We start from the raw sequence: 26,134 nt of genomic DNA on the forward strand, positions 1-26,134 counted from the left end.
CCCGAATCGCGCATAGGCTGCCGAGGATCCTGCCGAAGAGGAGCTTTCGCGTTATGTCGACACCGAACGAGCCGGCGAAGCCGTCCGCGTCCGCCGGTTCGGCTGCCGCGAGCCTCAGCCAGGTGACCATCGCAACCCCCGCCGAACACGACGGCGACGAACCGTCGGAGGACACGATCTCTTCCCGCGGCCGCAAGGCCAAGCGCGCCAAAGAAGCCAAAGACGTCAAGCAGCAAGAACGCGACAAGGACGGCATCGGGCCCACCGGCCGTCCGTATCGCGAGATCCCCGACCCGCCGCCGCTGGACCGGCACGGCCCCGCACTGGTGATGGCCATGTGCAACCAGAAGGGCGGCGTCGGCAAGACCACCTCGACCATCAACCTCGGCGCGGCGCTGGCCGAATGCGGCCGCCGGGTGCTGCTGGTCGACTTCGATCCGCAGGGCGCGCTCTCGGTCGGCCTCGGCATTCAGCCGCACGAGCTGGACCAGACGGTCTACAACGTCATCATGGAGCGGTCGGTCAGCATCACCGACGTCATCCGGAAGACCCGGGTGGACGGCGTCGACCTGCTGCCGAGCAACATCGACCTGTCCGCGGCCGAGGTCCAGTTGGTCGCAGAGGTGGGACGCGAACACACTTTGTTACGGGTCCTTCGTCCGGTCATGAACGACTACGACTATGTTCTTGTCGACTGCCAGCCCTCGCTAGGCCTGCTGACGGTGAACGCACTGACCGCCGCGGACGGTGTGATCATCCCGCTGGAGTGCGAGTTCTTCAGTCTGCGAGGCGTAGCGCTCCTGATCGACACCATCGAGAAGGTGCAGGAACGCCTCAACCCCAAACTGGACATCACCGGGATTCTCGCCACCATGTACGACCCGAGAACCCTGCACTCGAAGGAGGTCATGGCGAGAGTGGTGGAGGCATTCGGCGACACCGTGTTCGACACGGTGATCAACCGCACCGTGCGGTTCCCCGAGACGACGGTCGCGGGCGAGCCGATCACGACCTGGGCTCCCAAATCAGCGGGCGCGGCGGCTTATCGCGCGCTGGCACGCGAGGTGATCGCTCGGTGAGCAGGCGAGCTTCCCTGCCCGGAGCGTCCGAACTCTTCAGGATCACCTCCAGCCCCGCCCTCGATCTCCCGCCCGCGCCCGAACAGCCCGCCCCCGCGAAGGGGAACGGCAACGGGAACGGATCCGGGAACGAGCCGGGGCACGCGCACAAGGATCAGCTGACCCGTGCCGCGCGCAGCGGTTCCGGGCGGACCAAGCACGACGCGAAGATCACCGTCTACGTCTCCGGCGACGAACTGCTGGCGATGGAGCAGGCCAGGCTGAACCTCCGGGCGAAGCACGGTCTCGTGCTCGATCGCGGCAGGCTGGTCCGCGAGGCGGTGGCCGTGCTGCTGGCCGACTTCGACGCGGCGGGCGAGGACTCGGTCCTCGTCCAACGCCTGCGGGCGGGCAGCGAGGACGGGAAAGAGACCGAGAACTGATGGACGACCCGGCCGCGGCTGCTCCCAGCGGCTCAGAGCCGGTCGAGCGGACAGAGGCAGACGAGACCCCCGTCGTGCACGAGACCGTGCACGGCGGGATGGTCCCCGAAGGACTGGCCAGCGAAGAGCTGAGCACGTCCAAGTTCAAGGTGCACCTGGAGAACTTCGAGGGCCCCTTCGATCTGCTGCTCCAGCTGATCTCGCAGCACCAGCTCGACGTCACCGAAGTCGCGTTGCACCGGGTCACGGACGATTTCATCGCCTACACCCGTGCGCTCGGCACGGAGTGGAACCTCGACGAGACGACCGAGTTCCTGGTCATCGCGGCGACCCTGCTCGACCTCAAGGCGGCGCGTCTGCTGCCCGCCGCCGAGGTGGAGAGCGAAGACGACCTCGCCCTGCTCGAAGCACGGGACCTGCTGTTCGCGCGTGTGCTGCAGTATCGGGCGTACAAGCAGGTCGCGGCGCTGTTCGGCGAGCTGGAGGCCGGCGCGCTGCGGCGGTATCCGCGGTCGGTCGCGCTCGAAGACCGGTTCATGGGGCTGCTGCCCGAGGTGATGCTCGGCGTCGACGTCGGGAAGTTCTCCGAGATCGCGGTCGCGGTCTTCAAACCGAAGCCGCCGCCGACGGTGTCGATCGCGCATATCCACATGGGCCGGGTGTCGGTGCGCGAGCATGCCGCGCTGCTGCGGCTCAAGCTCGCGGAACGAGGCGAAGCGACCTTCGGCGAACTGGTCGAGGACTGCGAGCACACCGTCGAGATCGTGGCGCGGTTCCTCGCACTGCTGGAGCTGTACCGGGAGTCCTCGGTCCAGTTCGAACAGCTGGAGGCGCTCGCCGAACTGCACGTGCGCTGGACCGGTGGGTCCGTGGCGGAGGCGTCGGTGGCCGCCGAACAGGACCGCGCCGCCGTCGAGGACGAGGAGTACGGGTGAGCCCGGAGAACATCGAAGAGACAGAGACGACCGAAGACGTCCAGGCGGAGACTCCTGCCGCCGAAGCGGAGCCGCCCGCCGACGAAGGTCTCGTCGCGGCCGGCGACGGCGACTATCCCGACGTCATCTCGGACGAGGCGCTCGAAGCGGCGCTGGAGGCGTTGCTCCTGGTCGTCGACTCGCCGATCAGCGAGGAATCGCTCGCCGAGACGGTCGGGCAGCCGGTGTCGCGGGTGACCGTGGCGCTGCGCACGATGGCGCAGAAGTTCACCGAGCGAACCAGCGGAATCGACCTGCGCCGAGTCGGCGAAGGGTGGCGGTTCTACACTAGGGACGTCTATGCCCCGTTCGTGGAGAAGCTTCTGCTCGACGGCCAGCGTTCCAAGCTGACGCGAGCCGCACTGGAGAGCCTCGCCGTGATCGCCTATCGGCAGCCGGTGACCAGGGCCAGGGTCGCCGCCGTCCGAGGGGTGAACGTGGACGGGGTGATCAGGACGCTGCTGGCGCGCGGCCTGATCGAGGAGATGGGGACCGACCCCGAAACCACTGGCACGCTGTACGTGACGACCGAGCTGTTCCTGGAGCGACTGGGCCTGTCGTCCCTGGCCGACCTTCCGCCCATCGCTCCGTTGCTACCCGAAGTGGACACCATCGATGACATCTGACCCGCATCCCGACGGCATTCGGCTGCAGAAGGTCCTTTCGCAGGCGGGCGTGGCCTCGCGGCGCGCGGCCGAGGACCTGATCGTGCGCGGTCGCGTGAGCGTGGACGGCAAGGTGGTCACCGAACTCGGCCGCCGGGTCGATCCGGACAACTCCGTGATCCACGTCGACGGCACCCGCGTCCAGGTCCGCGAGGACCTCGTCTACCTCCTGCTGAACAAGCCCAAGGGCGTGCACAGCACGATGAGCGACGACCGCGGCCGTCCGTGCGTCGGCGACTACCTGCGTGGCCGGTACGAGGAGACGCCCGGCATCGTGCACGTCGGCAGGCTCGACGAGAACACCGAAGGCCTGCTGCTCCTCACGAACGACGGCGACCTCGGGCATCGGCTGATGCACCCGTCGTTCCGCGTGCTGAAGACCTACTTCGCCGAGGTCGAGGGCATCGTCCCGCGCGGACTCGGCAAGGAACTGCGCGCGGGTTTCGAGCTGCCGGACGGCATCGTCAAGGTCGACCAGTTCCGCGTGAAGGACATGCTGGCCGGGCGCACCCAGATCGAGCTGGTCATCCACGAGGGACGCAAGCACATCGTGCGGCGGCTGATGGCGGCCACCGGGCACCCGGTGCGCAAACTGGTCCGGACCGCGCTCGGCGACGTCCAGCTCGGTGCCCAGCGGTCGGGTTCGATCCGGCGGCTGAACCGCGGCGAGGTCGGTTCGCTGTACCGCGCTGTCGATCTGTAAGACTTTCCGCTCTACTGCACAAGTGATCTCCGCGTTTAGCTCTCCCTGACGGGCTTTCAGCCGACGGGGAAGGGCTCAACCGTGAAAACAGTTGTGCTGGCAGGGATCTTGGCGGTGGCCGCGGCCGTGGTCGCGGCACCGCAGGCCGCGGCGAAACCGCGGGGCAGCGAACCGGTCTACGACTTCGCCCAGGCCGTCCGCGAGACGGCCTGGGTGGACATCGGGCTCGACGGGGACGGCGACGGCCGTTCGGACCGGGTCGCCGCCGACATCATCCGCCCGAAGGAACCGGCGGCGCAGGGCAAGAAGGTTCCGGTCATCATGGACGCGAGCCCGTACTACTCGTGCTGCGGACGCGGCAACGAGAGCGAGCTCAAGACCTACGATTCGGCGGGCAGGCCGGTCGGGTTCCCGCTCTACTACGACAACTTCTTCGTCCCCCGCGGGTACGCCGTGGTCCTGGTGGATCTGGCCGGTACCAACAAATCCCGCGGGTGCACCGACATCGGCGGGCCGTCGGACATCGAATCGGCGCGCAAGGTGGTCGACTGGCTGAACGGCCGGGCGAACGGCTACACGACGGCTACCGGTCCGGCGAGGACGAACGCGACGTGGTCGACGGGTGCGGTCGGCATGATCGGGAAGTCCTACGACGGCACGGTGGCCAACGGCGTCGCCGCGACCGGTGTCGAGGGGCTCAAGACCATCGTGCCGATCGGCGCGATCAGTTCCTGGTACGACTACTACCGTTCCGACGGCGCGAACCTGCGCCAGGGCAGCCCGGCAGGGCTCGCGCAGACCGTTTCGCAGCGCAACGGCGGACAGAACTGCAGCGCGGCCAACCGCAAACTCACCGCGGGCGCGACTGCGAACGGCGACTACAACGCGTTCTGGCTCGACCGGGACTACGTGCAGAGCGCCTCGAAGGTGAAGGCGAGCGTGCTCGCTTCGCACGGTCTCGGCGACCTCAACGTCAAGACCATCAACTTCGGGCAGTGGTGGGAAGCGCTGAACGTCGAGCGCAAGATCTGGCTGACGCAGGCCGGTCACGTCGACCCGTTCGACTACCGGCGCTCGGCTTGGGTCGACACGTTGCACAAGTGGTTCGACCACTACCTGCTCGGTGTGGACAACGGCATCGAGAAGACCCCGGGCGCGAGTGTGGAACGCGAGCCCGATGTCTGGGTGGACCAGCCGGCGTGGCCCGCGGGCAGCGCCGTCACTCTGCGCCCCGCGTCCGGAACCACTCCGGGCGTCGGCACGCTCGGCAGCTCTCCTGGCACGGGCACGGTGTCGTTCACGGACTCCTCCGGTCAGTCTTCGAACAGCTGGGCCGCGAGGCCGACGGAGACTTCGAACGGGCGAGTGCTGTTCAGCACCGGCGCGCTGGCGAAGGACCTTCACGTGTCCGGAACGGCGAAGGTGACTGTGACCGCGACGCCGTCGACGTCCAGTGCGCGGCTCTCGGCGATCTTGGTGGACTACGGTCCGGCGACCATCCGGAACTACACCGGACCGAAGGAAGGCATCAAGAACGAGCTGACCCAGTCGTGCTGGGGTTCGAGCGCTTCGGGCAACGACGCGTGCTACCTGAACACGAGCACCGACGCGGTCTCGGTGGGGTTGAACATCATCAGCCGCGGCTGGGCGGATCTGGCCAACCACAGTTCGCTGAGCCAGGAGTCGCCGCTGACGCCGGGGCAGCCGTACACGATGACGTTCCGGCTGGCGAGCACGGATCACGTCGTCCCGCAGGGACATCAGCTCGCGCTGATCATCGGCGGGACGGACGGCTCGTTCATCTCGGGACCGGCGCAGTACCCGAAGATCACGGTGGATCTGGGCAAGACCTCGCTGGCGCTGCCCGTCGCGGGCTCGGGTCCGGCGGCGGTGCCGGCGGCGCTCCCGGTGGCTCCGGCGCAGATCGCTCCCGCCACCGTTTCGGGGCTTGAGCGCGGGTAGTGTCCTGCGCCGGAAGCTCGTGTCTTATGGGTTCTGGCCTCGGGGTGGCTGAAGGGGACTTTCACCGTATGGGACGCGGGTAAGGCGCCCTTCGTCGCGTGAGATGAGGGGTCTTGTCGTGAATGCCCTGCGTCCGGTTTGCCGAGGTGGTCGTGACCTCATGCAATATCGGACGAAGTGCTCAAATCGGGCAAGACTGTCTTGGGGAATGTCCCTTAAGGACAGTCAAGGACCCGCCTTCATTTCACGATCCGACCCACATGCGCCGCGGCGGGATACCGATACGGACTTACGACGCGAACTTCTGAGGCAGGACGCTAGCGAACGCTAGGAACGGTCCTTTCCTGGCGAATTTCGCAAGGAAAGGACCGTTCCTGGCGTCAGCGGGCGGCGGTCACGAGCCAGACGCCGCCCGGGATCCGCACGCCCTGCGGGGTCTCGAACTCGCCGAGCGCGTCGCGGACCTGGTCACGAAGTCCGGCGATGGAGGCCGCGTCCACGTTCCGCAGGTTGTGCTGGATCGGGGCCATCGAGAAGAGGAAGTCCGTCGCGTCGGCGGCGTCCGCCCCGAAACCCATGTCCGCGTCCACCGGCCTGATCCCGATGTCACGGAAGCCCGCCGCCGTGAGCACTTCGGTGATCCGTTCGGGCGTCAGCAGCGAATCCATCCCGCGCGCGGCGGGGGAGGGTTCACGGAGGTAGGGCGCGAGCGCCGCCGTCGCCCGGGCGTACGCGCTGTCGACGTCGTCTGACCGCGGTCCCACGAAGGCCAGCCGCCCGGCCGGCGCCATCGCTTCGCGGAGATGCGTGAACGCCGCGACCAGGTCGGCGAAGAACATCACGCCGCCTCGGCTGATGACGACGTCGAAACCGGGTCCGTCGAACGGGTGTACCTGCGCGTCTCCCCGTTCGAACGCGATGTTGGTGATCCCTTCGGCGGCCGCGTCGAGGCGAGCCCTTTCCAGCTGTGGTGCCGAAAGGTCGATGCCCAGCGCGTGCCCGCTTCCGGCCTTCTTCGCGGCGATCCGGGTGGTGAGCCCGGCCCCGCAGCCCACGTCCAGGACGACGTGACCGTCGCGGATGTCCGCCGCCTCGAAGAGCGGCGCGTCGAAGGCCTCCATCATCCCGTTGTAGCGATCCGGGCGATCCGCCCAGAGCTTGCCCTCCCAGCCGTTCCACGCTTCGGCCTGTTGCTGATTGACGATCGCCGTCATCGCGGCACCCCATTCGCATAGTTACTAGAGTTGGACTCTAGTGATTGACTCTAGAGATAGACTCCAGTCATGAGTGGTGTCAAGGGCGCCCGATCCCGGCGGGCGGCGGAAACCCGGCGGCGGATCATCACGGCCGCCACGGAACTCTTCCTCGCCGACGGCTACGGCGCGACCACGCTTCAGCAGGTCGCGGACCGGGCGGGCGTGGCGGTCCAGACGATTTACTTCACCTTCCGCAACAAGCAGACGCTGCTGAAGGAACTGGTCGACGTCGCGATCGCCGGCGACGACGGTCCACTGGCGACGATGGAGCGGCCGTGGTTCGCGCGGGTGACGGACGCGCCGGACGCGCGCGAGGCGCTGGCCGCGCTCGTCGCCGGCAGCCGGGCCGTCCTCGAACGCGTCGCCGCCGTCACCGACATGGTCTCGACCGCGACCGCGGCGCACCCCGAACTGCGGGAACTGTGGCCGGAACAGGAGGATCCGCGCCACGCCGTGCACGCGGCGGCGGCGAAGGCCCTGATGGGAAAACCGGGCGCGGTCACCGGTCTCGACGTCGACAGGGCGGCGGACGTCCTCTACGCGCTTCTCAGCCCGGAGATGTTCCTGATCCTCACCCGTGACCGCGCTTGGCCGCCGGCCGTGTGGGAGCGCTGGGTGGAGGAGACGCTGGCCGCGCAGTTGCTCGATCGCGGCTAGCCGAATGCGAGGAAAGGTCCTTTCCTTGCGAAATTTGCAAGGAAAGGACCTTTCATGGCGCGTGCGAGGGCGGGTCAGCCGGTTTGGGAGGCCGGGCTCTTCGACCCGAAGGGCTTCCGCTGCAGGGCGCGGGCGACCGGTTCGACGATCCGCGCGGCCGTCGGGCCGAGGATCGCCATCAGGAGTACGTACGCCGTCGCGAGGGCGGCGAGTTCGCCGGTCACCGCGCCCGCCGCCACCGCCAGCCCGGCGATGACGATCGAGAACTCGCCTCGCGCGACCAACGCGGCTCCGGCACGAGCGCGGCCCATCTTCCCGATGCCCTGCCGCCGCGCGGCCCACCAGCCGGTGCCGACCTTCGTGAGCGTGGTCGCGACCGCCAGCACCACCGCCCAGCCGAGCACGGGCGGGATCGAAGCGGGGTTGGTGTTGAGCCCGAACACCACGAAGAACACGGCGGCGAACAGGTCTCGCAGCGGTTCGAGCATGTGCGTCGCGTTCTCCGCCGTCGAACCCGAGATCGCGATGCCGAGCAGGAACGCGCCGACCGCGGCCGAAACCTGCATCGCCGAAGCGACACCGGCGACCAGCAGCGCCGCGCCGAGGACCTTGAGGAGGAACACCTCGCGATCCGGGCTGTCCACCGCCGCGGAGACGTACCGGCCGAACTTGAGCGCGATCACCAGGACCACGGTGATGACCATCAGGGAGATCCCGACGGCCTTCATCCCGCCGAGGAAGCTGACCCCGCCGAGCACCGCGGTGAGGATCGGCAGGTACAGCGCCATCACCAGGTCCTCGAACACCAGGATCGACAGCACCACCGGGGTTTCCCGGTTACCGAGCCGCCCGAGATCGCCGAGCACCTTCGCGATGATCCCGGACGACGAGATGTAGGTGACGCCTGCCATCACGATCGCGCCGATCGGCCCCCAGCCGAGGATGAGCGCGACGATCGCCCCCGGCGCGGCGTTGAGCACGATGTCCACGAGGCCTGCCACCCACGAGCGTTTCAGCCCGGTGAACAGTTCGGCCGCCGAGTACTCCAGGCCCAGCAGGAGCAGCAGGAGGACGACACCGATCTCGCTGGCGAGGTGGGTGAAGTCGCCGATGTCGCCGAGCGGGATCAGCCCGCCCTGCCCGAAGCACAGGCCGCCGATCAGGTACAGCGGGATCGGGGACATCCCGATCTTCCCGGCCAGGCGTCCCAACGCGCCCAGCCCGAAGAAGACCGCCCCGAGTTCGATCAAGGACAGTGCGGTGTGATCCATCCGCGATCAGCCGTACTTCAAGATCTTGACGGCGGCCTCGAGACCCTCGGAGGTGCCGACCGCGACGAGCACGTCGCCCGCGGTGAGGTTGAAGTCCGGGCTGGGGGAGGGGTGGACCTGACCGGCCCGCATCACCGCGACCACCGAGACGCTCGTCCGCGTGCGCATGGCGGTGTCGCCCAGCGTCCGCCCGTCGAACGGCGACGACGACTTGATCGGCAGCTGCTTGGTGTTGATGCCGGGCAGGTCCCGGTGCTCTTCGGTGAGCTGGGCGACCAGTTGGGGCGCGCCGAGCAGGTTCGCCAGCGCGCCCGCCTCGTCGGTGGTGAGCGGAAGCGACGCCAGGCAGGCGTCGGGATCGTCCGTTTTGGACACGATCAGCTCGACGTGTCCATCGCGATGGGTCACCACCCCGACACGGCGGCCGTTGCGGGTGGCGAAGTCCTTGCGGACGCCTATTCCGGGGAGCGGGGTCACTTCGACGTTCACGTGAACAACAGTAACTCACTGTCCGTTTTGCGCGGGACGGATCAGGAACAACGCCGAGATCACGACCATGAGGGCGCACGTCGCGCCGTGGATGCCGAGCGCGGCGCCCACGGAACCGTTGTGGGTCAACACGATCAGCATGTCGCCGAACGGGATGAACGCCAGCGCGAGCATCGCCCAGCCCAGCGCGCGGGCGTTCCGGAACAGGATCAGCGCGAGCACCACGAGCGCCGTGCCGATGTCCCGGACGCCCTTGACCGCGAGGATCGGATCGCCCTCGGACGGCATCACCGGCAGCCCGAAGCCACCCGTCTGGGTCGCCGGGAAGAACACGTAACCACTCCCGAAGTAGAGGACGAAGAGCACGAGGGCGGCGGACAGGATGTAGGCGATCTTGATGCGGGTCATGGTCTCCGACTCCAAAAGCTAGCAGTGCTAGGAACGACGCCGACACTAGTGCTAGCAGTGCTAGGTTGTCTAGCGGTGCTAGCATGTCCGTATGGTCACGAACCCCCGGCGCGAGCGGGATCGCTCGCAACGCGAACAGCTGATCGTCACCACCGCGCGCGAAATCGCTGAGGAAGAGGGCTGGGACGCCGTCACCACACGGCGGCTGGCGGCGAAGATCGAGTACAGCCAGCCCGTGCTCTACAGCCATTTCTCCGGCAAGGGGGCGATCATGGCGGCCGCGGCACTCGAAGGGTGCACCGAAATGGCCGTCCACATGCGGAAGGGTGCCGTGGCGGAGGAGGGGGCGCGAGCCGCTCTGCTGCGGCTGGCCGGCAACTACTTCGACTTCGCCGACCGCAAACCGGCGCTCTACGACGCGATCTTCACCCTCGCCAGTGAACTGAGCTTCGCCAGCCCGGACAGTCCGGAGCCGTTGAAGGACGCGTTCGGTGCCTTGCTCGAAGTCGTGGGTCCGGTCGCCGGTGGAGACGACCCCGCCCTCTACACCGAGACCTTCTGGGCCGCCCTGCACGGCCTGGTCACCCTCGAACGCAGCAGGCGGCTCCCGGCGGCCGCGCGCGCGGAACGCATCCGCATGCTCGTCGACCGGTTCGCCGTGGGCGGCTGAGGCGTGTCGTTCGCCACCAGGCAGAATGGTCGTCGATCAGATGAGCGACGGATGAGCTGAGGAGTGTTTCGGTGGCGGGAGCCCTGCGTGGTGTGGTCGCGATGGACGGCCCGTCCGGAACCGGGAAATCCACGGTTTCGCGGAAGCTCGCGACGAAGCTCGGCGCCGGTTACCTCGACACCGGCGCGATGTACCGCATGGTCACCCTCGCCGTCCTGCGCGCCGGGACCGACCTGACCGACGCGGACGCGATCGCCGACGTCGCCCGGAAGGCCGAATTCGGCATCGGGACCAGCCCGGACGAAGCGACCGTGACCCTGGCGGGTGAAGACGTCGCCGCCGAGATCCGCGGCGCGGACGTCACCACCGCGGTGTCGCCGGTTTCGGCCGTCCCCGCCGTCCGCGAACTGCTGGTCGACCGGCAGCGCGAGATCATCGCCGAGGTGCTCGGCCGGGTCGGCGGCATCGTGGTCGAAGGCCGCGACATCGGCACCGTCGTCTCGCCGGACGCCCCGCTCAAGATCTTCCTCACCGCGTCGGCCGAAGTCCGCGCCGCACGCCGCAGCGCGCAGGATTCCGCCGCCGGCCGGGAGTCCACGCACGCCGTCGCCAAGGCGTCGGTGGAACGGCGTGACCGCCTCGACTCCACGCGGGCGGCTTCGCCCTTGCGCGCGGCCGAAGACGCCGTCGAGGTGGACACTTCGGCGCTGAATATCGACCAGGTGATCGTGGCGTTGGCGGAACTCGCGCTGCACCGCGGTCTTCTCGAAGGCTGCCCCGCCGAGGCGACGACGTGAGCGCGAAGGGACTTCCCGAAGGCGCGAGCGACCCGGTCCACACCTTCGGCCGGGGGATCTCGAAATTCCTCGTCCGGCCCGCGTTCCGGGTCCGGGTGCACGGTGCCGAGCGGATACCGGCGTCCGGGCCGGTGGTGTTCATGGCGAACCACAGTTCGATGACGGAACCGGCGCTGCTGTTCGGAATGTTGTCGCGGCGCACGGCGTTCCTGGTCAAGGCGGAGCTCTTCAAGGGCTTCGTCGGCTGGTTCTTCCCGAAACTGGGCCAGATCCCGGTGAAACGGGGCGCGGTGGACCGCAAACCGCTGATGGCGGCGGTCAAGGTGCTCGAGGACGGTGGTGCGGTCGGGATCTTCCCCGAAGGCACCCGCGGCCTCGGTGACGCCGAAAACTTCGAGCGCGGCGTGGCCTTCCTGGTCCGCGCCGGGAACGCGACCGTGGTTCCGGTCGCCACTCGGGGGACGTACAAACCCGCCGGCGCCAAACGGCGTTGGCGGCCACGCGTCGACATCATGGTCGGCGAACCTTTCACTCCCGAGATCGGGAAGGGAAGGACAGGGCTGGAGGAGGGAACCGAGCGGCTTCGCATCGCGCTCGCGGACCTCGTGAAGGCACTGGACGAATGGCGCTTGGAGCACGGGCTCCAAGACACGCGACAGAATGTGAAGTAACTGATGACAGAGCTTGACGGAGTCGGCGAGATCGACGGCTCCTGGTCCGACGAGTCCGAATTCACCGCGCTCGACGCGCAGATCGCCGCTGGCGAGGCCGAGGAGGAGGCGCAGCTCGCGCAGCCGGTCCTCGCCGTCGTCGGCAGGCCGAACGTCGGCAAGTCGACCCTGGTCAACCGCATCCTCGGCCGCCGAGAGGCGGTCGTGCAGGACGTCCCCGGTGTGACCAGGGACCGCGTCGCCTACGACGCGTTCTGGGCGGGCCGCCGGTTCACGCTGGTGGACACGGGCGGCTGGGAGCCGGACGCGACCGGGCTGCAGGCCTCCGTCGCCGCGCAGGCCGAGATGGCGATGGCCACCGCCGACGCGGTGCTGCTGGTCATCGACGCCAGTGTCGGCGCGACGGCGACCGACGAGGCCGTCTCCAAGGTGCTGCGCCGCTCGAAGAAGCCGGTGCTGCTCGCCGCCAACAAGGTCGACGACGACCGCCTGCTCGCCGACACCGCGTCGCTGTGGTCGCTCGGCCTCGGCGAGCCGTACCCGGTCAGCGCGCTGCACGGGCGCAGCTCGGGCGACCTGCTCGACGCCATCGTCAAGGCGCTGCCGTCGATGCCGCGTGACGGCGACCGCGCCACCACCGGCCCGCGCCGGGTCGCGCTGGTCGGCAAGCCGAACGTGGGCAAGTCCAGCCTGCTGAACAAGCTCTCCGGCGAGGAGCGGTCCGTCGTGGACTCGGTCGCCGGCACCACGGTCGACCCGGTCGACTCGCTGGTCGAGCTGGACGGCGAGACCTGGCGGTTCGTCGACACCGCCGGTCTGCGCAAGCGGGTCAACTCGGCCAACGGCGCGGAGTACTACGCGTCGCTGCGGACCAAGACCGCGATCGACGCGGCCGAGGTCGCGATCGTGCTGCTGGACGCGGCCGAGCCGCTTTCGGAGCAGGACCTGCGGGTGCTGACCATGGTCGTCGAGGCGGGCCGGGCCTGCGTGCTCGCGTTCAACAAGTGGGACCTCGTCGACGAGGACCGCCGTCACGCCATGGTCCGTGAGCTGGACCGCGGCCTGGTGCGGGTGCCGTGGGCGGACAAGGTCAACATCTCCGCCCTCACCGGCCGGTCGGTGCGCAAGCTCGCGCCCGCGCTGCGGACCGCGTTGAAGTCCTGGGACCAGCGGGTGCCCACCGGTCAGCTGAACGGCTGGCTGGCCGACCTCATCGCCGCGACCCCGCCGCCGGTGCGCGGCGGCAAGCAGCCGAAGGTGCTGTTCGCGACCCAGGCGGGCATCCGGCCGCCGACGCTGGTCTTGTTCACCACCGGCTTCCTCGAGGCGGGCTACCGGCGGTTCATCGAACGGAAGTTCCGTGAGCGGTTCGGTTTCGAAGGCAGCCCCGTTCGGGTGAATGTCCGAGTGCGGGAAAAGAAGCAAAGGCCGAAGGCCGGCGGAAAAGCGGCAGGGAAACCGAAGACCCGCTGATTTTCTCACGATGTAGGTGAATATTTCACTGGGTGGACACGCCGATGACCTCGGGTTTCGGCGTGTCCACCGGTGAGTTTCGACACTCTGCCGAGACCCTCCCGAGATATGTCGTTCACCTGCGGTAAAGTCGATGGTCTGCTAGCGGGCGCCTCATTCGGAGAGCGAGCCCGAATGACGCACTTCGCGAAAGGTGTGTGATGGGCTTGCGCGCCCATGGTTCCGCCGTGCCCGTGGTGATCTCACGATGACCCTGACCGCCGACTCACGGCCGATCGCTTGCGTCGCGGACGTCACCGTCGCGCCGTCGCCCGCCCCGGTCGCCGACCGAGCCCTGTTCTGGTCCGGTCTCGGCGCGGGCGAGCGCACCCTGATCGACATCCTCGCCGAGACCGCCGCCCGCCACCCCAACGCGGGCGCGATCGACGACGGCGAGACCACGCTGTCCTACCGCAAGCTCGTCGAGGAGATCGACGCCTACGGCCGCAAGCTGACCGCCAACGGCGTCGGCGTCGGCGACCGGGTCGGCGTCCGGATCTCCTCCGGCACCGCTGAGCTCTACGTCGCGATCCTCGCGATCCTGTCCGTCGGCGCCGCCTATGTGCCGGTCGACGCGGACGATCCGGAAGAGCGCGCCGAACTGGTCTTCGGCGAGGCCGACGTCGCCGCGGTCGTCACCGACGGCGGCGCGATCACCGTGCTCGGCTCGCCGGGCGGCATCGAGGGCTCGCCCGCGCCGACCGGCGACGCCTGGATCATCTTCACCTCCGGTTCGACCGGGAAGCCGAAGGGCGTCGCGGTCTCGCACGCCTCTGCCGCCGCCTTCGTCGACGCCGAAGCGCAGCTGTTCCTCACCGAAGAGCCGATCGGCCCCGGAGACCGTGTGCTCGCCGGGCTGTCCGTCGCGTTCGACGCGTCCTGTGAAGAGATGTGGCTCGCCTGGCGCCACGGCGCCTGCCTGGTCCCCGCGCCGCGTTCGCTCGTGCGCACCGGTGTCGACCTCGGCCCGTGGCTGGTCGCGCAGGGCATCACCGTCGTCTCGACCGTGCCGACGCTGGCCGCGCTGTGGCCCGCCGACGCGCTCGAAGACGTCCGCCTGCTGATCTTCGGTGGCGAAGCGTGCCCGCCGGAGCTGGCCGAACGCGTCGCCGTCGAAGGCCGCGAAGTCTGGAACACCTACGGACCGACCGAGGCCACCGTCGTCGCCTGCGCCGCGCAGATGACCGGCGAAGGTCCGGTCCGTATCGGCCTGCCGCTGGTGGGCTGGCAGCTCGCCGTCGTGAACGAGGCGGGCGAACCGGTCGCGATGGGGGAGACCGGCGAGCTGGTCATCGGCGGCGTCGGCCTGGCCCGCTACCTGGACCCCGAGAAGGACGCCGAGAAGTTCGCGCCGTTGCCGTCGCTGGGCTGGCGTCGCGCGTACCGCAGCGGCGACATGGTCCGCGCGGAGGCCGAGGGCCTGCTGTTCCTCGGGCGCCTCGACGAGCAGGTGAAACTCGGCGGCCGCCGGATCGAACTCGGCGAGGTCGACGCCGCGCTCCAGGCGCTGCCCGGTGTGCAGGGCGCGGCCGCCGCGGTCCGCCGCACCAAGGCGGGCAACCAGGTGCTCGTCGGATACGTCGTGCCCGCCAAGGGGACGAAGTTCGACCACGACGAGGCCGCGACCCGGCTGCGCGAGCAGCTGCCCGCCGCGCTCGTCCCGCTGCTGGCCCTGATCGACGACCTGCCGACGCGCACTTCCGGCAAGGTCGACCGCAACGCGCTTCCCTGGCCGCTGTCCACTGTGGACGCCGCGAAATCCGGTCTGTCGCCGACGGAGAGCTGGCTCGCCGAGGGCTGGGCGGAGATCCTGGGCGTCTCGGTCGACAACCCGAAGGCCGACTTCTTCAGCAACGGCGGTGGCAGCCTGACCGCCGCCCAGCTGATCGCGCGGATCCGCACCCGGCACCCGCAGGTGTCGGTGAGCGACATCTACGCCAACCCGAAGCTCGGCGCGCTCGCGTCGATGCTGGACGCGTTGAGCGGCGAGAAGACCGAACGCCGGGACATCGCGCCCACCCCGCGCAAGGCCGGGATCATCCAGTCGCTGCTGATGATCCCGCTGATGGGTCTCGTCGGCCTGCGCTGGACGACGATCGCCGCGACGCTGTCGAACGTGCTTTCGCTGGCCGGGTTCGCCTGGGCGCCGACACTGAACTGGGCATGGATCCCCGTCGCGTGGGTCGTGCTGTTCAGCCCGGCCGGGCGGATCGCGATCTCCGCGACCGGCTCCCGGCTGCTGCTGCGCGGCGTCCGTCCCGGCAGCTACCCGCGCGGCGGGAGTGTCCACTTGCGACTGTGGACCGCCGAGAAACTCGCCGAGTTCAGCGGCGCGGACAGCGTCGCGGGAGCTTCCTGGATGACGACGTACGCCAAGGCCCTCGGCGCGCGGATCGCCAAGGACGTCGACCTGCACTCCCCGCCGCCGGTCACCGGCATGCTGAAACTCGGCCGCGGTGCCGCCATCGAACCCGAGGTCGACCTGACCGGGCACTGGGTGGACGGCGATCTCGTGCACATCGGCAAGATCCGGATCGGCGCCGACGCGCGGATCGGCGCGCGCAGCACGCTGTTCCCCGGCGCGCGGATCGGCAAGGGCGCGGAGATCGCGGCCGGGTCGACCGTCCGTGGCAACGTGCCCGCCGGACAGCGCTGGGCCGGTGCCCCCGCGGCCCGTGCCAGCAAGGACGCGCTGAAGTGGCCGTCGGGCCGTCCGCCGCGCTCGCGGTTCTGGTCTTCGGTCTACGGCGCGACTTCGGTCGCACTGGGGCTTCTGCCCGCCGTCGCCGCCCTGCCCGCCGTCGCGGTGCTGGGTTACGCGATCGCCGGCGCGCCCACGCTGGGCGCCGCGCTCGGCCAGGCACTGCTGTTCACGCCGCTCGCGACCGTCGCGTACTTCCTGACGTACGCGCTGCTCGTGCTCGTCGGCGTCCGTTCGCTGAGCATCGGCATGGTCGAGGGCTACCACCCGGTGCACGGCCGCGTCGCGTGGCAGGTCTGGGCGACCGAGCGGCTGATGGGCATGGCGCGTGAAGGGCTGTTCCCCTTGTACGCCAGCCTGTTCACCCCGGTATGGCTCCGGATGCTCGGCGCGAAGGTCGGCCGCAACGTCGAGGCGTCCACCGTGCTCGCGCTGCCGAAGATGACCCAGGTGGACAGTGGTGCGTTCCTCGCGGACGACACCATGGTCGCCACCTACGAGCTCGGCCACGGCTGGCTGCACGTCGCCCCGGCGCGGATCGGCAAGCAGGCGTTCCTCGGCAACTCGGGGATGGCCGCGCCGGGACGTTCGGTGCCGAAACGCGGTCTGGTCGGAGTGCTGTCATCGGCTCCGCTCAAGGCGAAGAAGGGCTCGTCGTACCTCGGGATGCCGCCGCTGCCGGTCCGCCGGTCGGTCGGCGAGGCCGACACGAGCCGCACGTACACCCCGCCGCTGCGGCTGAAGGCGGCCCGCGCGCTCGTCGAACTCTGCCGGATCGTGCCCGTGATGTGCGGTGTCGCACTGACCGTGCTGGTGGCCGCCGGGATCTTCGCACTGGCGTCGTCGTATGGCTTCCTGGTCGCGGTGCTGCTCGGCGGGCCGCTGCTGCTCGCCGCCGGTGCCGTCGCCGCGCTGACCGCCACGGCGATGAAGTGGCTGCTGGTCGGCCGGTTCCGCGCGGTCGACCATCCCTTGTGGAGCTCGTTCGTCTGGCGCAACGAACTCGCCGACACGTTCGTCGAGGCGCTCGCCGTGCCGTGGCTGATCGGTTCGCTCGGCGGCACGCCGCTGCTGCCGGCGTGGCTGCGGACCATGGGCGTCAAGATCGGGCGTGGCGTGTGGCTGGAGACGTACTGGCTGCCCGAGTCGGACCTCGTGACGCTCGGCGACGGCGCGACGATCAACCGCGGCTGCGTCGTGCAGACGCACCTGTTCCACGATCGGATCATGACGATGTCGCCGGTGACCCTGGACGAGGGAGCGACGCTCGGGCCGCACGGTATCGTGCTGCCTGGCGCGAGCATCGGCGCGCGGACGACCGTCGGACCCGGCTCCCTGGTGACCCGGGGCGACGCGGTTCCCGCCGACTCGCGCTGGCTGGGTAATCCCATCTCGGCCTGGACGAAGTAGGAAAGCGGGGTCTTTCGCGGGTGATTTCGAAGGCATCCGTGCAGCCCTCGCCCGGCGCGGAAACCTCCGGCGACTCCTATCTGCCCCGTCACGGTAACGGCGGTTACCGGGTCCGGCACTACGATCTGGAGCTGGACTACAAGATCGGCCCCAACCGGTTGTCGGCCGCCGCGGCCATCACCGCGGAGGCGACGCAGGCGCTGTCGCGGTTCACGCTCGACTTCGGCGAGTTCCGGATCAACCGGGTGCTGGTCAACGGGAAACCGGCCAAGTACACGCGCCGCGCGCACAAACTGCAGGTGAAGCCGGCGAAGTCGTTGGCGCTCGGCAGCGAGTTCCTGGTGGAGGTCCACTACGTCGGGAATCCGCGGCCGCTTCCGGGGCTGTGGGGCGACATCGGCTGGGACGAACTGACCGACGGCTCACTCGTCGCGAGTCAGCCGGTCGGGGCGCCGTCGTGGTTCCCGTGCAACGACCATCCGGCGGACAAGGCGACGTACCGTGTCGCGCTCACGACGTCGTCGCCGTATCTCGTGGCCGTGACCGGGAATCTCGTCTCCCGGTACACGCGCGCGAGCACCACTCAGTGGGTCTTCGAACGGCCCGAGCCGACGCCGACGTATCTGATGAGTGTCCAAATCGGACGGTACGACGACATCGTGCTGGCCTCCGGCGGTGTCCCGCAGCGGGCCGCTGTGCCGCCACGCCTGCGCCGGGCCTTCTCGCGCGATTTCGGGCGTCAGGGTCAGATCATGGAGTCGCTGCAGCGGTTGTTCGGGCCTTACCCCTTCGGCGAGTACGTCATCGTCGTCACCGACGACGACCTCGACGACCCGATCGAAGCACAGGGCATGTCGATCTTCGGCGCCAACCACGTCGACGGACGGCGCACGCACGAACGGCTCGTCGTCCACGAACTGGCGCACCAGTGGTTCGGCAACAGCCTGACCGTCGCCGACTGGCGGCACATCTGGCTGAACGAAGGCTTCGCGACGTACGCGGAATGGCTCTGGTCCGAGGAATCCGGCGGTCAGAGCGCGCACGCGTGGGCGAAGACGTGGCACGCGCGGATGAAGGCGAAGCCCGCGGACCTGCGTCTCGCCGACCCCGGGGTGGCGCGGATGTTCGACGAGCGGGTGTACAAACGAGGCGGGCTTTTGTTGCACGCCTTGCGTTGTACCGTCGGCGACGAGGTCTTCTTCCCGCTGGTGAGAGCCTGGGCGGTGGAGAACCGGCACGGTCTGGTGACCACCGGTGGTTTCGTGGCGCTCGCTGAACGCTTTGCCGGGCGTTCGCTTGCTTCGTTCTTCGATGCTTGGCTGGATGCTTTGGCGCTGCCTCCGCTTCCTCCTGCCTGACGCGCCTCAGTGCGCCCAATGTGGCATTGGGGACGCTCAACGTCCCCAATGCCACATTGGGCGCATGACTGAGTTATCCACAGTGGGGCTGATGTGGCGAGTTGTCCACAAGGGCGAAATCGGCGCTGGTGGGGACCCGCCGCTGCCCTCGATGATCTTGCTGTGCGAACCGGCGAACGGGCTCGTGATCACGAGGCCCTTTACAAGCTGAGCCGCGGCGGGGTGATCACTGTCGCGAGACTCGTGGAGTTCGGTGTCTCGAAGAGGACCTGCTACCGGCGTTGCCGGCCGGGCGGGCCGTGGCAGCGGTTGCTTCCAGGAGTGATGCTGCTCTGTTCGGGACGGCCGACTCGTCGGCAGGTGGTCGAAGGTGCCCTTCTCTACGGTGGACCTGAAGCGATCATCACCGGTATCCAAGCCTGCCGCCTGCAGGGTTTGCGAGGGCCAAGGGGCGAGGCTGATCGAGTCCACCTCCTGGTGCCTTCGACGTGTCAGGTCAGCAGCGTCGGCTCGGTCACCGTGGAGCGGACCACGCGAATGCCCCGGCCGGTCGTCGTGGATGGAGTGCCGATGGCGCCCCTATTCCGGGCTGTTCTCGACGAGTGCCGTCGCTTCAGCGCGCGTGACCCGGTCCGGGCATTGCTGACCGAAGCCGTCCAAAGAGGAAGGCTGAATCCCGAGGTTCTCATCAGGGAGCTCGAAGCGGGAAGTGACCGCGGTAGCGCGTTGCCGCGTGAAGTGCTGCGCGACGTCCTGCGAGGAGCGCGGTCGGTGGCCGAGGTCGACGCGATGGCGGTCTGGCGGCGGACAGGGCTCCCGGAGCCGTTGTGGAACCACGAATTGCGGGACGCCTCCGGCCGCTACATCGGAACCCCCGATGGCTACTTCAAGAAGGTCCGGCTCGCTTGGGAGGTCGACTCGTACGACTTCCACTTCGCGCGGGAGCAGTATGCCGGCACGCTCGAAAGGAACAGCCGGTACGCCGCCGAGGGGATCCTCGTACTCCAGACCCTGCCCAGCCGGTTGCGATCCGAGCCCGGCAAGGTCGCCGCCGAGCTCGTCGCCGCGTACGACGCCGCGGCCTCGCGCGAAATCTCGGTTGAACCTGTGGTGGACGCTCAAGCCGGCTAGGGCCCTGCACTGGTTTCAGACGTGCGGCAGCCCCGGTAAATCGGTGGTCGGCCAATGACGTCGTGGCGACATTCGGGACCTTGATCGGCATGCCGGGGCTCTCTGCGCGAACGCTGCGCAAGACCTTCGCCGTCAACCTGCTCCGCGCCGGAGCCGACCTCGACACCACCTCCGAGATACTCGGTCACGCCTCGCCTGAGGCTACTCGTGCCTCCTTGCTCGCTGACCGATAGGTCGGATGTATCTGCCGCTTTCCGGGTGAGGGCTCTGGTCAAAGCGCGCTCTCCTCTGGAAACATGCCGGTCGCCAGGACTTGATCTGCGGTAAACGTAGTATGAATCTGGAGGCGACCCATGGCCGAGCTGTCCAGGCGATCGATGTTGAGGGTCGCGGCCGGGGCGGCGGCGCTCGGTGGCCTCTGGGCTCAGGGAGCGCCACCGGCGCTCGCCGGACAAGACATCCACCGCCGGATCGTCGACGACGCGCGCATGGTCTGGAAGCGGATGTCGACAGGCTGGCAGGAGGGCCCGTTCCTTGCCAACGGCTTCCTCGGCGTCCAGTTCTACGCGGGGGCGCAGCCGAACGTCCTCAAGGTGATGCTCAGCCATTCGCGCGTCCAAGACCAGCGCGGGCAATGGGAAGCGGGTATCGGGTACTCGCGGCTCCCGATCGGCTACCTCACCCTCACCTTCGAGGGCGCGATCACCGCGGTGGACTGGCATCTCGACCTGTACAACGCCGAACTCGGCGGCACGATCACCACCACTCGCGGCTCGGTGCGCTTCTCCGCGCTGGTCCACAACGACCAGGACCTCCTCCTCGTCTCGCTCACCGGGGAGGCGGCGGCGGACTGGGGGTTCACGCCGCTCACGTCGGCGACCACCCGGACGATCCGCAAACCGCCCGAGTACACCGCCAATCCCGATCCGAAGCTCGGCAGCGCGGGCGCCGTCCGGTACTGCGAGCAGCCGCTGCACGCGGGTGGCGGGTACACGACGGCGTGGCGTGAGCGGACCATCGGCACGCGACGGCTGCTGGTCGCGACGGTCGCGTACGGGTTCCCCGAGCCGACGCACACCGCCGAAGCGATCACGAGGGTCGATCGGGCGTCGGCGGCGAACCCGGATCGGCTCGTCGCCGGGCACCGGCGCTGGTGGAACGCCTTCTACCGGCGCAGTTTCGTGTCCATTCCGGACAAACGGATCCAGCGGTTCTACTGGATCCAGCTGTACAAGACCGCGTGCGCCACCCGCGCGAACGGTCCGGTGGTCGCCGAATGGGGGCCGTGGTTCCCGGAGGTCGGCAACAGCTGGACGGCGGTGTGGTGGAACCTGAACGTCCAGGTCACCTATCCGATCGTCAACAGCAGCAACCATCCCGAACTCGACGCCGTCACCGCGACCTTCCGCCGCGACCACGCCAACCTCGAACTCTCGGTACCTCCCGCCTACCGGGACGGCGAAACGTACGCGCTTTCGCATCCGGGCGACTGGCGGCTGCGGCCCGGCGGCACCCGCGCGGTCGGGATCCCCGGGCCCGCCACCAAGAACGACCAGACCGGAAACCTGATCTGGGGCCTGCACAACGTCTGGCTCGCGTACCGGCACAGCATGGACCACCGGGTCCTGCGCGACGTCCTGTATCCGACGCTCGCCAAAGCGCTCAACTACTACCGGCATTTCCTCGCGACGGGCCCGGACGGCGCCTTGCATCTGCCGATGACGAGGTCGCCCGAGTACGCCGACGCGGCCGACTGCACCTACGACCTGTCGTTGATCCGCTGGGCCGCGCGCACGCTCGTCGAATCGGCGGCCAAGCTGCGGATCGACGATCCGCGGGTGCCGGCGTGGCGGGAGATCGGCGAAAAACTGGTGCCGTACCACCAGGATCCCGCTCAAGGCGTGCTGATCGGCGACGGTGTCCCGCTGGCCGAATCGCATCGGCACTTCTCGCATCTGCTCTGGCTCCACCCGCTGCGCGAGAAACTCTGGGACCGTCCCGGCGACCGGGACATCATGCGCCGGACCTTCGCGCATTGGTCGAGCGCGCAGGAGAAATGGCACGGCTACAGCTTCGCGGCGGCGTCGTCGATGAGTTCCGTGATGGACGAGCCCGAGGAGGCCCTGCGCTATCTGAAGATCTTCCTCGACGGAACCGTCGTCGCGAACACCCAGCTGACGCCGAACACGATGTACCGCGAGGGGGCGAACCTCGCGATCGAGAGTCCCATCACCGCCGCGCAGTCCGTTGTGGACATGCTCCTGCAGGGTGATCACGGCGTGCTCAAGGTCTTCCCGTCGGTCTCGTCGACGTGGCCGGAGGCCTCCTTCGAAAGCCTGCGCGCGGAGGGGGCGTTCCTCGTGGACGCGTCCCGGCGGAACGGCACGACCGAATGGATCCGAGTCCACAGCGAGGCGGGGGAGCCGCTCGTCCTGCGGCACGGGATCCCCGGAGACATCGAGGTCCGTGACGCGCGCGGACGAAGGCTTCCTTGGCGTCAAACAGGTCCCGGCACGATCTCGATTCCGCTCCGCCGTGGCGGGACGGCCGTCGTCTCGCGACGCGGCACGCGTCCGGAACCGGAGCCGCGGGACGTGCCCGGTGACCGTGGAACTCCGGCTTGGGGGATCTGAGCATGGACATCACTCGCAGGACCGTGCTCGGCGGGGCGTTGGCAGGCGTGGCCGCGGCCGGACTCACGCCGTCCGCGTCGGCGGTGGAGAACGACTTCGCGCTCGGCGGCGTCGACTGGCCAGGTTTCCTCGGCACGGCCGACCTGATCTGGCGCCGGATGCCGAAGACCTGGTACGAAGGCCCCTTTCTGGGCAACGGTTTCCTCGGGTCGGGCATCTACGCCGAACCCGGCCGGAACGCCGTCCGCTTCAACGTCCAGCACAGCGAGGTACAGGACCACCGGCCGGAGTTCGGCTCCCTGTTCGGGCTCGCGCGGCTGCCGATCGGGTATTTCACCCTCGAACCGGTCGGTGCCATCACCGGGATCGACTGGCGGTTGGACCTCTGGAACGCCGAACTCAGGGGCACGATCACCACGGCCGCGGGCAGCCTGTCGCTGCGGGCGATCGTCCACACCGGACAGTCGTTGCTGGCCGTCGAGGTCGAGCCGACCGAGGGGGAGCGCGGTTTCGCGTGGGTCTTCCATCCGGCCGAGGCGGTGAGCCCCAGAACGGATCCGAAGTTCGGGAAGCCGCCGCCCGCCGGGTACGTCGCCAACCCGCCCGCGAGGCTGGAAAGCAGCGGTGACAGCAGGCTTTCCGTCCAGAGCCTGCTGGCAGGCGGCGAGCATGTCACAGCGTGGCGCGAGGTCGCCCAGGGCTCGAAGCGGACGCTGTACACGTCCGTGGCCTGGTCGTTTCCGAAGCGGACCGCCGCGCGAGAGGCGTTGAAGACGGTCCGCCGGGCCGAGCCGTTCTCGGCGTTGACGGCGGGACACCGCCGCTGGTGGCATGACTACTACCGGCACGGCTTCCTGTCCATTCCGGACACCCGGCTCCAAAGCTTCTACTGGATCCAGCTGTACAAGATCGCCTCCGCCGCGCGCCGGGAAGCTCCGGTGATGGCGACCTGCGGGCCGTGGCTGGAGCCGACCCCGTGGCCCGCGACGTGGTGGAACCTCAACGTCCAGCTCGAATACTGGCTCATCCACGGCTCCAACCATCTCGAACTGGACGCCGTCGGCCACGCGCTCGGCAAGTACCGGGCCAACCTGACGAGCCAGGTCGCCGAGCCGTACCAGCACGATTCGGCGGGCATCCCGCGTACGACGGACATGAACCTGCTCAACGGCGCGGTCGGGACGAACGCGGGGTTCCCGGTCGGCATCCCCGGTAAGGAGACGCCGACGCCGGAGGTCGGGAACCTCACCTGGGCGCTGCACAACGTCTGGCTGTCCTATCGGCACACGATGGACCGGCGGCTCCTGCGGGAGACCCTGTTCCCCTTGCTGCGCAAGGCGATCAACTACTACCTCCATTTCCTGACGCCCGGCACGGACGGGAAGCTGCACCTTCCGGCGACGTTCTCCCCGGAGTACGGCGTCAACGCGCCCGACTGCAGCTACGACCTCGCGCTGATCCGCTGGGGTTGCAAGACCCTGCTGGAGGCGGCGGCGGAACTGCGCGTCGACGATCCGCTCGCGCGACGGTGGCGGGAGGTCCTGGCCACGCTCGTCCCGTATCCGGCCGATGCCAACGGCTACATGATCGGCGCGGGTGTGCCGTTCGCGAAGTCGCATCGGCACTACTCACATCTGCTGCAGATCTACCCGCTGTACGAGATCACCTGGGAGCGGCCGGAGCACCGGCGGATCATCGAGACCTCGCTCGATCACTGGGTGGGCTTCGAGGGGGCGCTGCAGGGCTACACGTTCACCGGCGCCGCGTCGATGTCGGCGCAGATGCTGCGCGGTGAGAAGGCGGAGTTCTACCTCGGCGAACTGCAGCGGCGCTACATCCAGCCGAACACGATGTACAAGGAATCCGGTCCGGTGATCGAGACGCCGCTTTCGGCCGCGCAGTCGCTGCACGACATGCTCGTGCAGAGCTGGGGCGGCGTGATCCGGCTCTTCCCGGCCGTGCCCGCGAAATGGGCGGACGCCGCGCTGCGCGACTTCCGCACGGAGGGGGCGTTCCTGCTCAGCGCCTCCAGGCAGGGCGGGAAGACGCGGTGGGTCAAGATCACCAGCGAGGCTGGGGCGCCCTGCGTGCTGCGGACGGATCTCGACGGCGAGCTGACCGTCCGTGACCGGTGGGGAAGGCCGAAACGCTGGCGGCGGCTGCCGAACGGGGACGTCCGGATCGACCTGCGGCGCGGTGAAGAGGCCGTCGTGCACCGTGCGGGCGACCGGCCGGATTTCGAGATCCGGCCCGTCCCGGCGAACGGGGACGGCACACCGTGGGGGATGCCGTGACCTCCTGAACGGCGATACGCAAGAGTGTTCCTGTACTTCCTCCGGACGACAGGAGCACAGATGTCCCAGCCGCCGCAGCCGGGCGAGCCCGAAGGCCAGGCGCCCGACCCAGGCCCTCAGCCGGGGCAGCCGTACCCGCAGCAGCCTTATCCGCAGCAGCCCTACCAGCAGCAAGGCTGGTACGGCGCGCCGCAGCAGCCGCCACCGTCTTCGAACAAGACGGCGCTGTGGGTCGGGCTCGGGGTGCTGGGACTCGTCGTGGTGGTCGCCGTCGTGGCGATCCTCGGGTTCGTGGCGCCAGGGTTCTTCCTGTCGGACACGAAGGGCGAGAACGCGGTCGCGTCGTCCTCGTCGGCTCCGGCGTCCAGCACTCAGGACACGGCGACGCAGAGCCCGGTGGACATCCCGTCCGCCCGCACCGAACTGCCGAAACGCACGACGCCGCTCGCGGATCCGACGGAGTGCGCCTACCCGGCGGACACCTCCAAGGAGGCGGCGAAGAAGGTGAACCCCCCGGCGGCGGGACCGACTCCGGCTTCCGGCACGTCGGCGGTCACGGTCAAGACGACCGCGGGTGACATCGGACTGACGCTGGACCGCGGTCTCGCGCCGTGCACCGTGGCGAACTTCGTTTCGCTGGCGCAGCAGGGCTACTACGACGGCACCTCGTGCCACCGGCTCGGCGTTTCGGGGCTGCAGATGCTCCAGTGCGGCGACCCGGAGGGCACCGGAATGGGCGGACCGGGCTACACGATCCCGGACGAGATCTTCCCCCAGCTCAAGTACGGCCGAGGGCTCATCGCCATGGCGAAGACACAGAACCCGGACTCGGGCGGCAGCCAGTTCTTCATGGTCTTCGGTGAAGCGCCGCTGCCGCCGGAGTACACGGTGTTCGGGAGCATCTCCGACGAGGGCCTCCAGACACTCGACAAGGTCGCGCGCGGTGGCGTGGACGCCGAGAAGGGGGCCGGAGACGGGACGGGTCCGCCCCGGATCGAGGTGAAGTTCCAGTCCATCGCGGTGGGCTGAACCCGCGGTTGCCAGGAAAGGACCTTTCCTGGCAACCGTCGT

21 protein-coding genes and 1 pseudogene are annotated in these 26,134 nt (G+C 68.9%); 18 read left to right on the forward strand and 4 right to left on the reverse strand.

The genetic code is table 11. The features are described from left to right. Positions 1-53 precede the first annotated feature (53 nt). The 6 genes from ACSMFO_RS32560 to ACSMFO_RS32585 all read left to right on the forward strand — a co-directional run bounded on the left by ACSMFO_RS32560 (position 54) and on the right by ACSMFO_RS32585 (position 5,805). Complete coding sequence (locus ACSMFO_RS32560) at positions 54-1,079, forward strand: ParA family protein (protein WP_038511561.1); 1,026 nt, start codon at positions 54-56, stop codon at positions 1,077-1,079. After that, complete coding sequence (locus ACSMFO_RS32565) at positions 1,076-1,501, forward strand: cobyrinic acid a,c-diamide synthase (protein ID WP_436461632.1); 426 nt, start codon at positions 1,076-1,078, stop codon at positions 1,499-1,501. The genes ACSMFO_RS32560 and ACSMFO_RS32565 overlap by 4 nt, the downstream gene beginning before the upstream one ends. Continuing rightward, the gene (locus ACSMFO_RS32570; protein ID WP_038511564.1) at positions 1,501-2,436 is read left to right on the forward strand and encodes a segregation and condensation protein A; all 936 of its coding nucleotides are present in this window, start codon (positions 1,501-1,503) and stop codon (positions 2,434-2,436) included. The genes ACSMFO_RS32565 and ACSMFO_RS32570 overlap by 1 nt, the downstream gene beginning before the upstream one ends. Next, positions 2,433-3,101, forward strand: coding sequence for an SMC-Scp complex subunit ScpB (scpB, locus tag ACSMFO_RS32575; RefSeq protein ID WP_436461633.1), 669 nt, complete (start codon positions 2,433-2,435; stop codon positions 3,099-3,101). The genes ACSMFO_RS32570 and scpB overlap by 4 nt, the downstream gene beginning before the upstream one ends. Next, a complete protein-coding gene (locus tag ACSMFO_RS32580; RefSeq protein ID WP_005153474.1) occupies positions 3,091-3,843 on the forward strand; it encodes a pseudouridine synthase in 753 nt (250 codons plus the stop codon). Before scpB ends, ACSMFO_RS32580 begins: the two co-directional genes overlap by 11 nt. Positions 3,844-3,936: 93 nt before the next feature. Next, positions 3,937-5,805 (forward strand): Xaa-Pro dipeptidyl-peptidase, encoded by a 1,869-nt coding sequence (locus tag ACSMFO_RS32585; protein ID WP_436461713.1) that lies wholly within the window; start codon positions 3,937-3,939, stop codon positions 5,803-5,805. A 380-nt stretch (positions 5,806-6,185) separates the two neighbouring features. Here ACSMFO_RS32585 and ACSMFO_RS32590 read toward each other — a convergent pair whose 3' ends face one another. Further along, on the reverse strand, positions 6,186-7,019 hold the full coding sequence (locus tag ACSMFO_RS32590) for a class I SAM-dependent methyltransferase (RefSeq protein WP_436461634.1): 834 nt from the start codon (positions 7,017-7,019) through the stop codon (positions 6,186-6,188). A gap of 69 nt (positions 7,020-7,088) precedes the next feature. On the opposite strand from ACSMFO_RS32590, the gene ACSMFO_RS32595 reads away from it, so the two are divergent. Further along, entirely contained in the window at positions 7,089-7,718 is a 630-nt protein-coding gene (locus tag ACSMFO_RS32595) for a TetR/AcrR family transcriptional regulator (RefSeq protein ID WP_436461635.1), read from the forward strand. Positions 7,719-7,792: 74 nt separating this feature from the next. On the opposite strand, the gene ACSMFO_RS32600 is transcribed toward ACSMFO_RS32595, so the two are convergent. Genes ACSMFO_RS32600 through ACSMFO_RS32610 form a run of 3 tightly spaced genes read right to left on the reverse strand, consistent with a single transcriptional unit; the run spans position 7,793 to position 9,886 of the window. After that, positions 7,793-8,989, reverse strand: a complete 1,197-nt coding sequence (locus ACSMFO_RS32600; protein WP_037348144.1) for a cation:proton antiporter — start codon at positions 8,987-8,989, stop codon at positions 7,793-7,795. 6 nt (positions 8,990-8,995) lie between these two features. Then, the gene (locus ACSMFO_RS32605; protein ID WP_436461636.1) at positions 8,996-9,478 is read right to left on the reverse strand and encodes a cation:proton antiporter regulatory subunit; all 483 of its coding nucleotides are present in this window, start codon (positions 9,476-9,478) and stop codon (positions 8,996-8,998) included. A gap of 15 nt (positions 9,479-9,493) precedes the next feature. Beyond that, on the reverse strand, positions 9,494-9,886 hold the full coding sequence (locus tag ACSMFO_RS32610; RefSeq protein ID WP_038511577.1) for a DUF4267 domain-containing protein: 393 nt from the start codon (positions 9,884-9,886) through the stop codon (positions 9,494-9,496). Positions 9,887-9,977: 91 nt separating this feature from the next. Between ACSMFO_RS32610 and ACSMFO_RS32615 the strand changes: the two genes are divergently transcribed. The 11 genes and pseudogenes from ACSMFO_RS32615 to ACSMFO_RS32665 all read left to right on the forward strand — a co-directional run bounded on the left by ACSMFO_RS32615 (position 9,978) and on the right by ACSMFO_RS32665 (position 26,092). Next, on the forward strand, positions 9,978-10,556 hold the full coding sequence (locus ACSMFO_RS32615) for a TetR/AcrR family transcriptional regulator (protein ID WP_436461637.1): 579 nt from the start codon (positions 9,978-9,980) through the stop codon (positions 10,554-10,556). A 92-nt stretch (positions 10,557-10,648) separates the two neighbouring features. Further along, positions 10,649-11,353 carry a (d)CMP kinase gene (gene cmk / locus ACSMFO_RS32620; RefSeq protein ID WP_436461714.1) on the forward strand — a complete coding sequence of 235 codons (705 nt, stop codon included), beginning with the start codon at positions 10,649-10,651 and terminating at the stop codon, positions 11,351-11,353. Continuing rightward, complete coding sequence (locus ACSMFO_RS32625; protein ID WP_436461638.1) at positions 11,350-12,024, forward strand: lysophospholipid acyltransferase family protein; 675 nt, start codon at positions 11,350-11,352, stop codon at positions 12,022-12,024. The genes cmk and ACSMFO_RS32625 overlap by 4 nt, the downstream gene beginning before the upstream one ends. Before the next feature lie 3 nt (positions 12,025-12,027). After that, positions 12,028-13,497, forward strand: a complete 1,470-nt coding sequence (gene der, locus ACSMFO_RS32630; RefSeq protein ID WP_436461639.1) for a ribosome biogenesis GTPase Der — start codon at positions 12,028-12,030, stop codon at positions 13,495-13,497. A gap of 247 nt (positions 13,498-13,744) precedes the next feature. After that, positions 13,745-17,647, forward strand: a complete 3,903-nt coding sequence (locus tag ACSMFO_RS32635) for a Pls/PosA family non-ribosomal peptide synthetase (protein ID WP_436461640.1) — start codon at positions 13,745-13,747, stop codon at positions 17,645-17,647. Between the two features lie 20 nt (positions 17,648-17,667). Beyond that, on the forward strand, positions 17,668-19,005 hold the full coding sequence (locus ACSMFO_RS32640; protein ID WP_436461641.1) for a M1 family metallopeptidase: 1,338 nt from the start codon (positions 17,668-17,670) through the stop codon (positions 19,003-19,005). A 570-nt stretch (positions 19,006-19,575) separates the two neighbouring features. Next, entirely contained in the window at positions 19,576-20,136 is a 561-nt protein-coding gene (locus ACSMFO_RS32645; RefSeq protein ID WP_436461642.1) for a hypothetical protein, read from the forward strand. Between the two features lie 35 nt (positions 20,137-20,171). Next, a pseudogene (locus ACSMFO_RS32650) lies at positions 20,172-20,369 on the forward strand (tyrosine-type recombinase/integrase); the annotation flags it as partial. 120 nt (positions 20,370-20,489) lie between these two features. Continuing rightward, positions 20,490-22,769 carry a glycosyl hydrolase family 95 catalytic domain-containing protein gene (locus tag ACSMFO_RS32655; RefSeq protein WP_436461643.1) on the forward strand — a complete coding sequence of 760 codons (2,280 nt, stop codon included), beginning with the start codon at positions 20,490-20,492 and terminating at the stop codon, positions 22,767-22,769. A gap of 2 nt (positions 22,770-22,771) precedes the next feature. Then, complete coding sequence (locus ACSMFO_RS32660) at positions 22,772-25,063, forward strand: glycosyl hydrolase family 95 catalytic domain-containing protein (RefSeq protein WP_436461644.1); 2,292 nt, start codon at positions 22,772-22,774, stop codon at positions 25,061-25,063. A gap of 60 nt (positions 25,064-25,123) precedes the next feature. Further along, the gene (locus ACSMFO_RS32665; RefSeq protein WP_436461645.1) at positions 25,124-26,092 is read left to right on the forward strand and encodes a peptidylprolyl isomerase; all 969 of its coding nucleotides are present in this window, start codon (positions 25,124-25,126) and stop codon (positions 26,090-26,092) included. The last annotated feature ends 42 nt before the right edge of the window (positions 26,093-26,134 follow it).

Source organism: Amycolatopsis sp. w19 (assembly GCF_051373225.1).
GTDB lineage: Bacteria > Actinomycetota > Actinomycetes > Mycobacteriales > Pseudonocardiaceae > Amycolatopsis > Amycolatopsis japonica.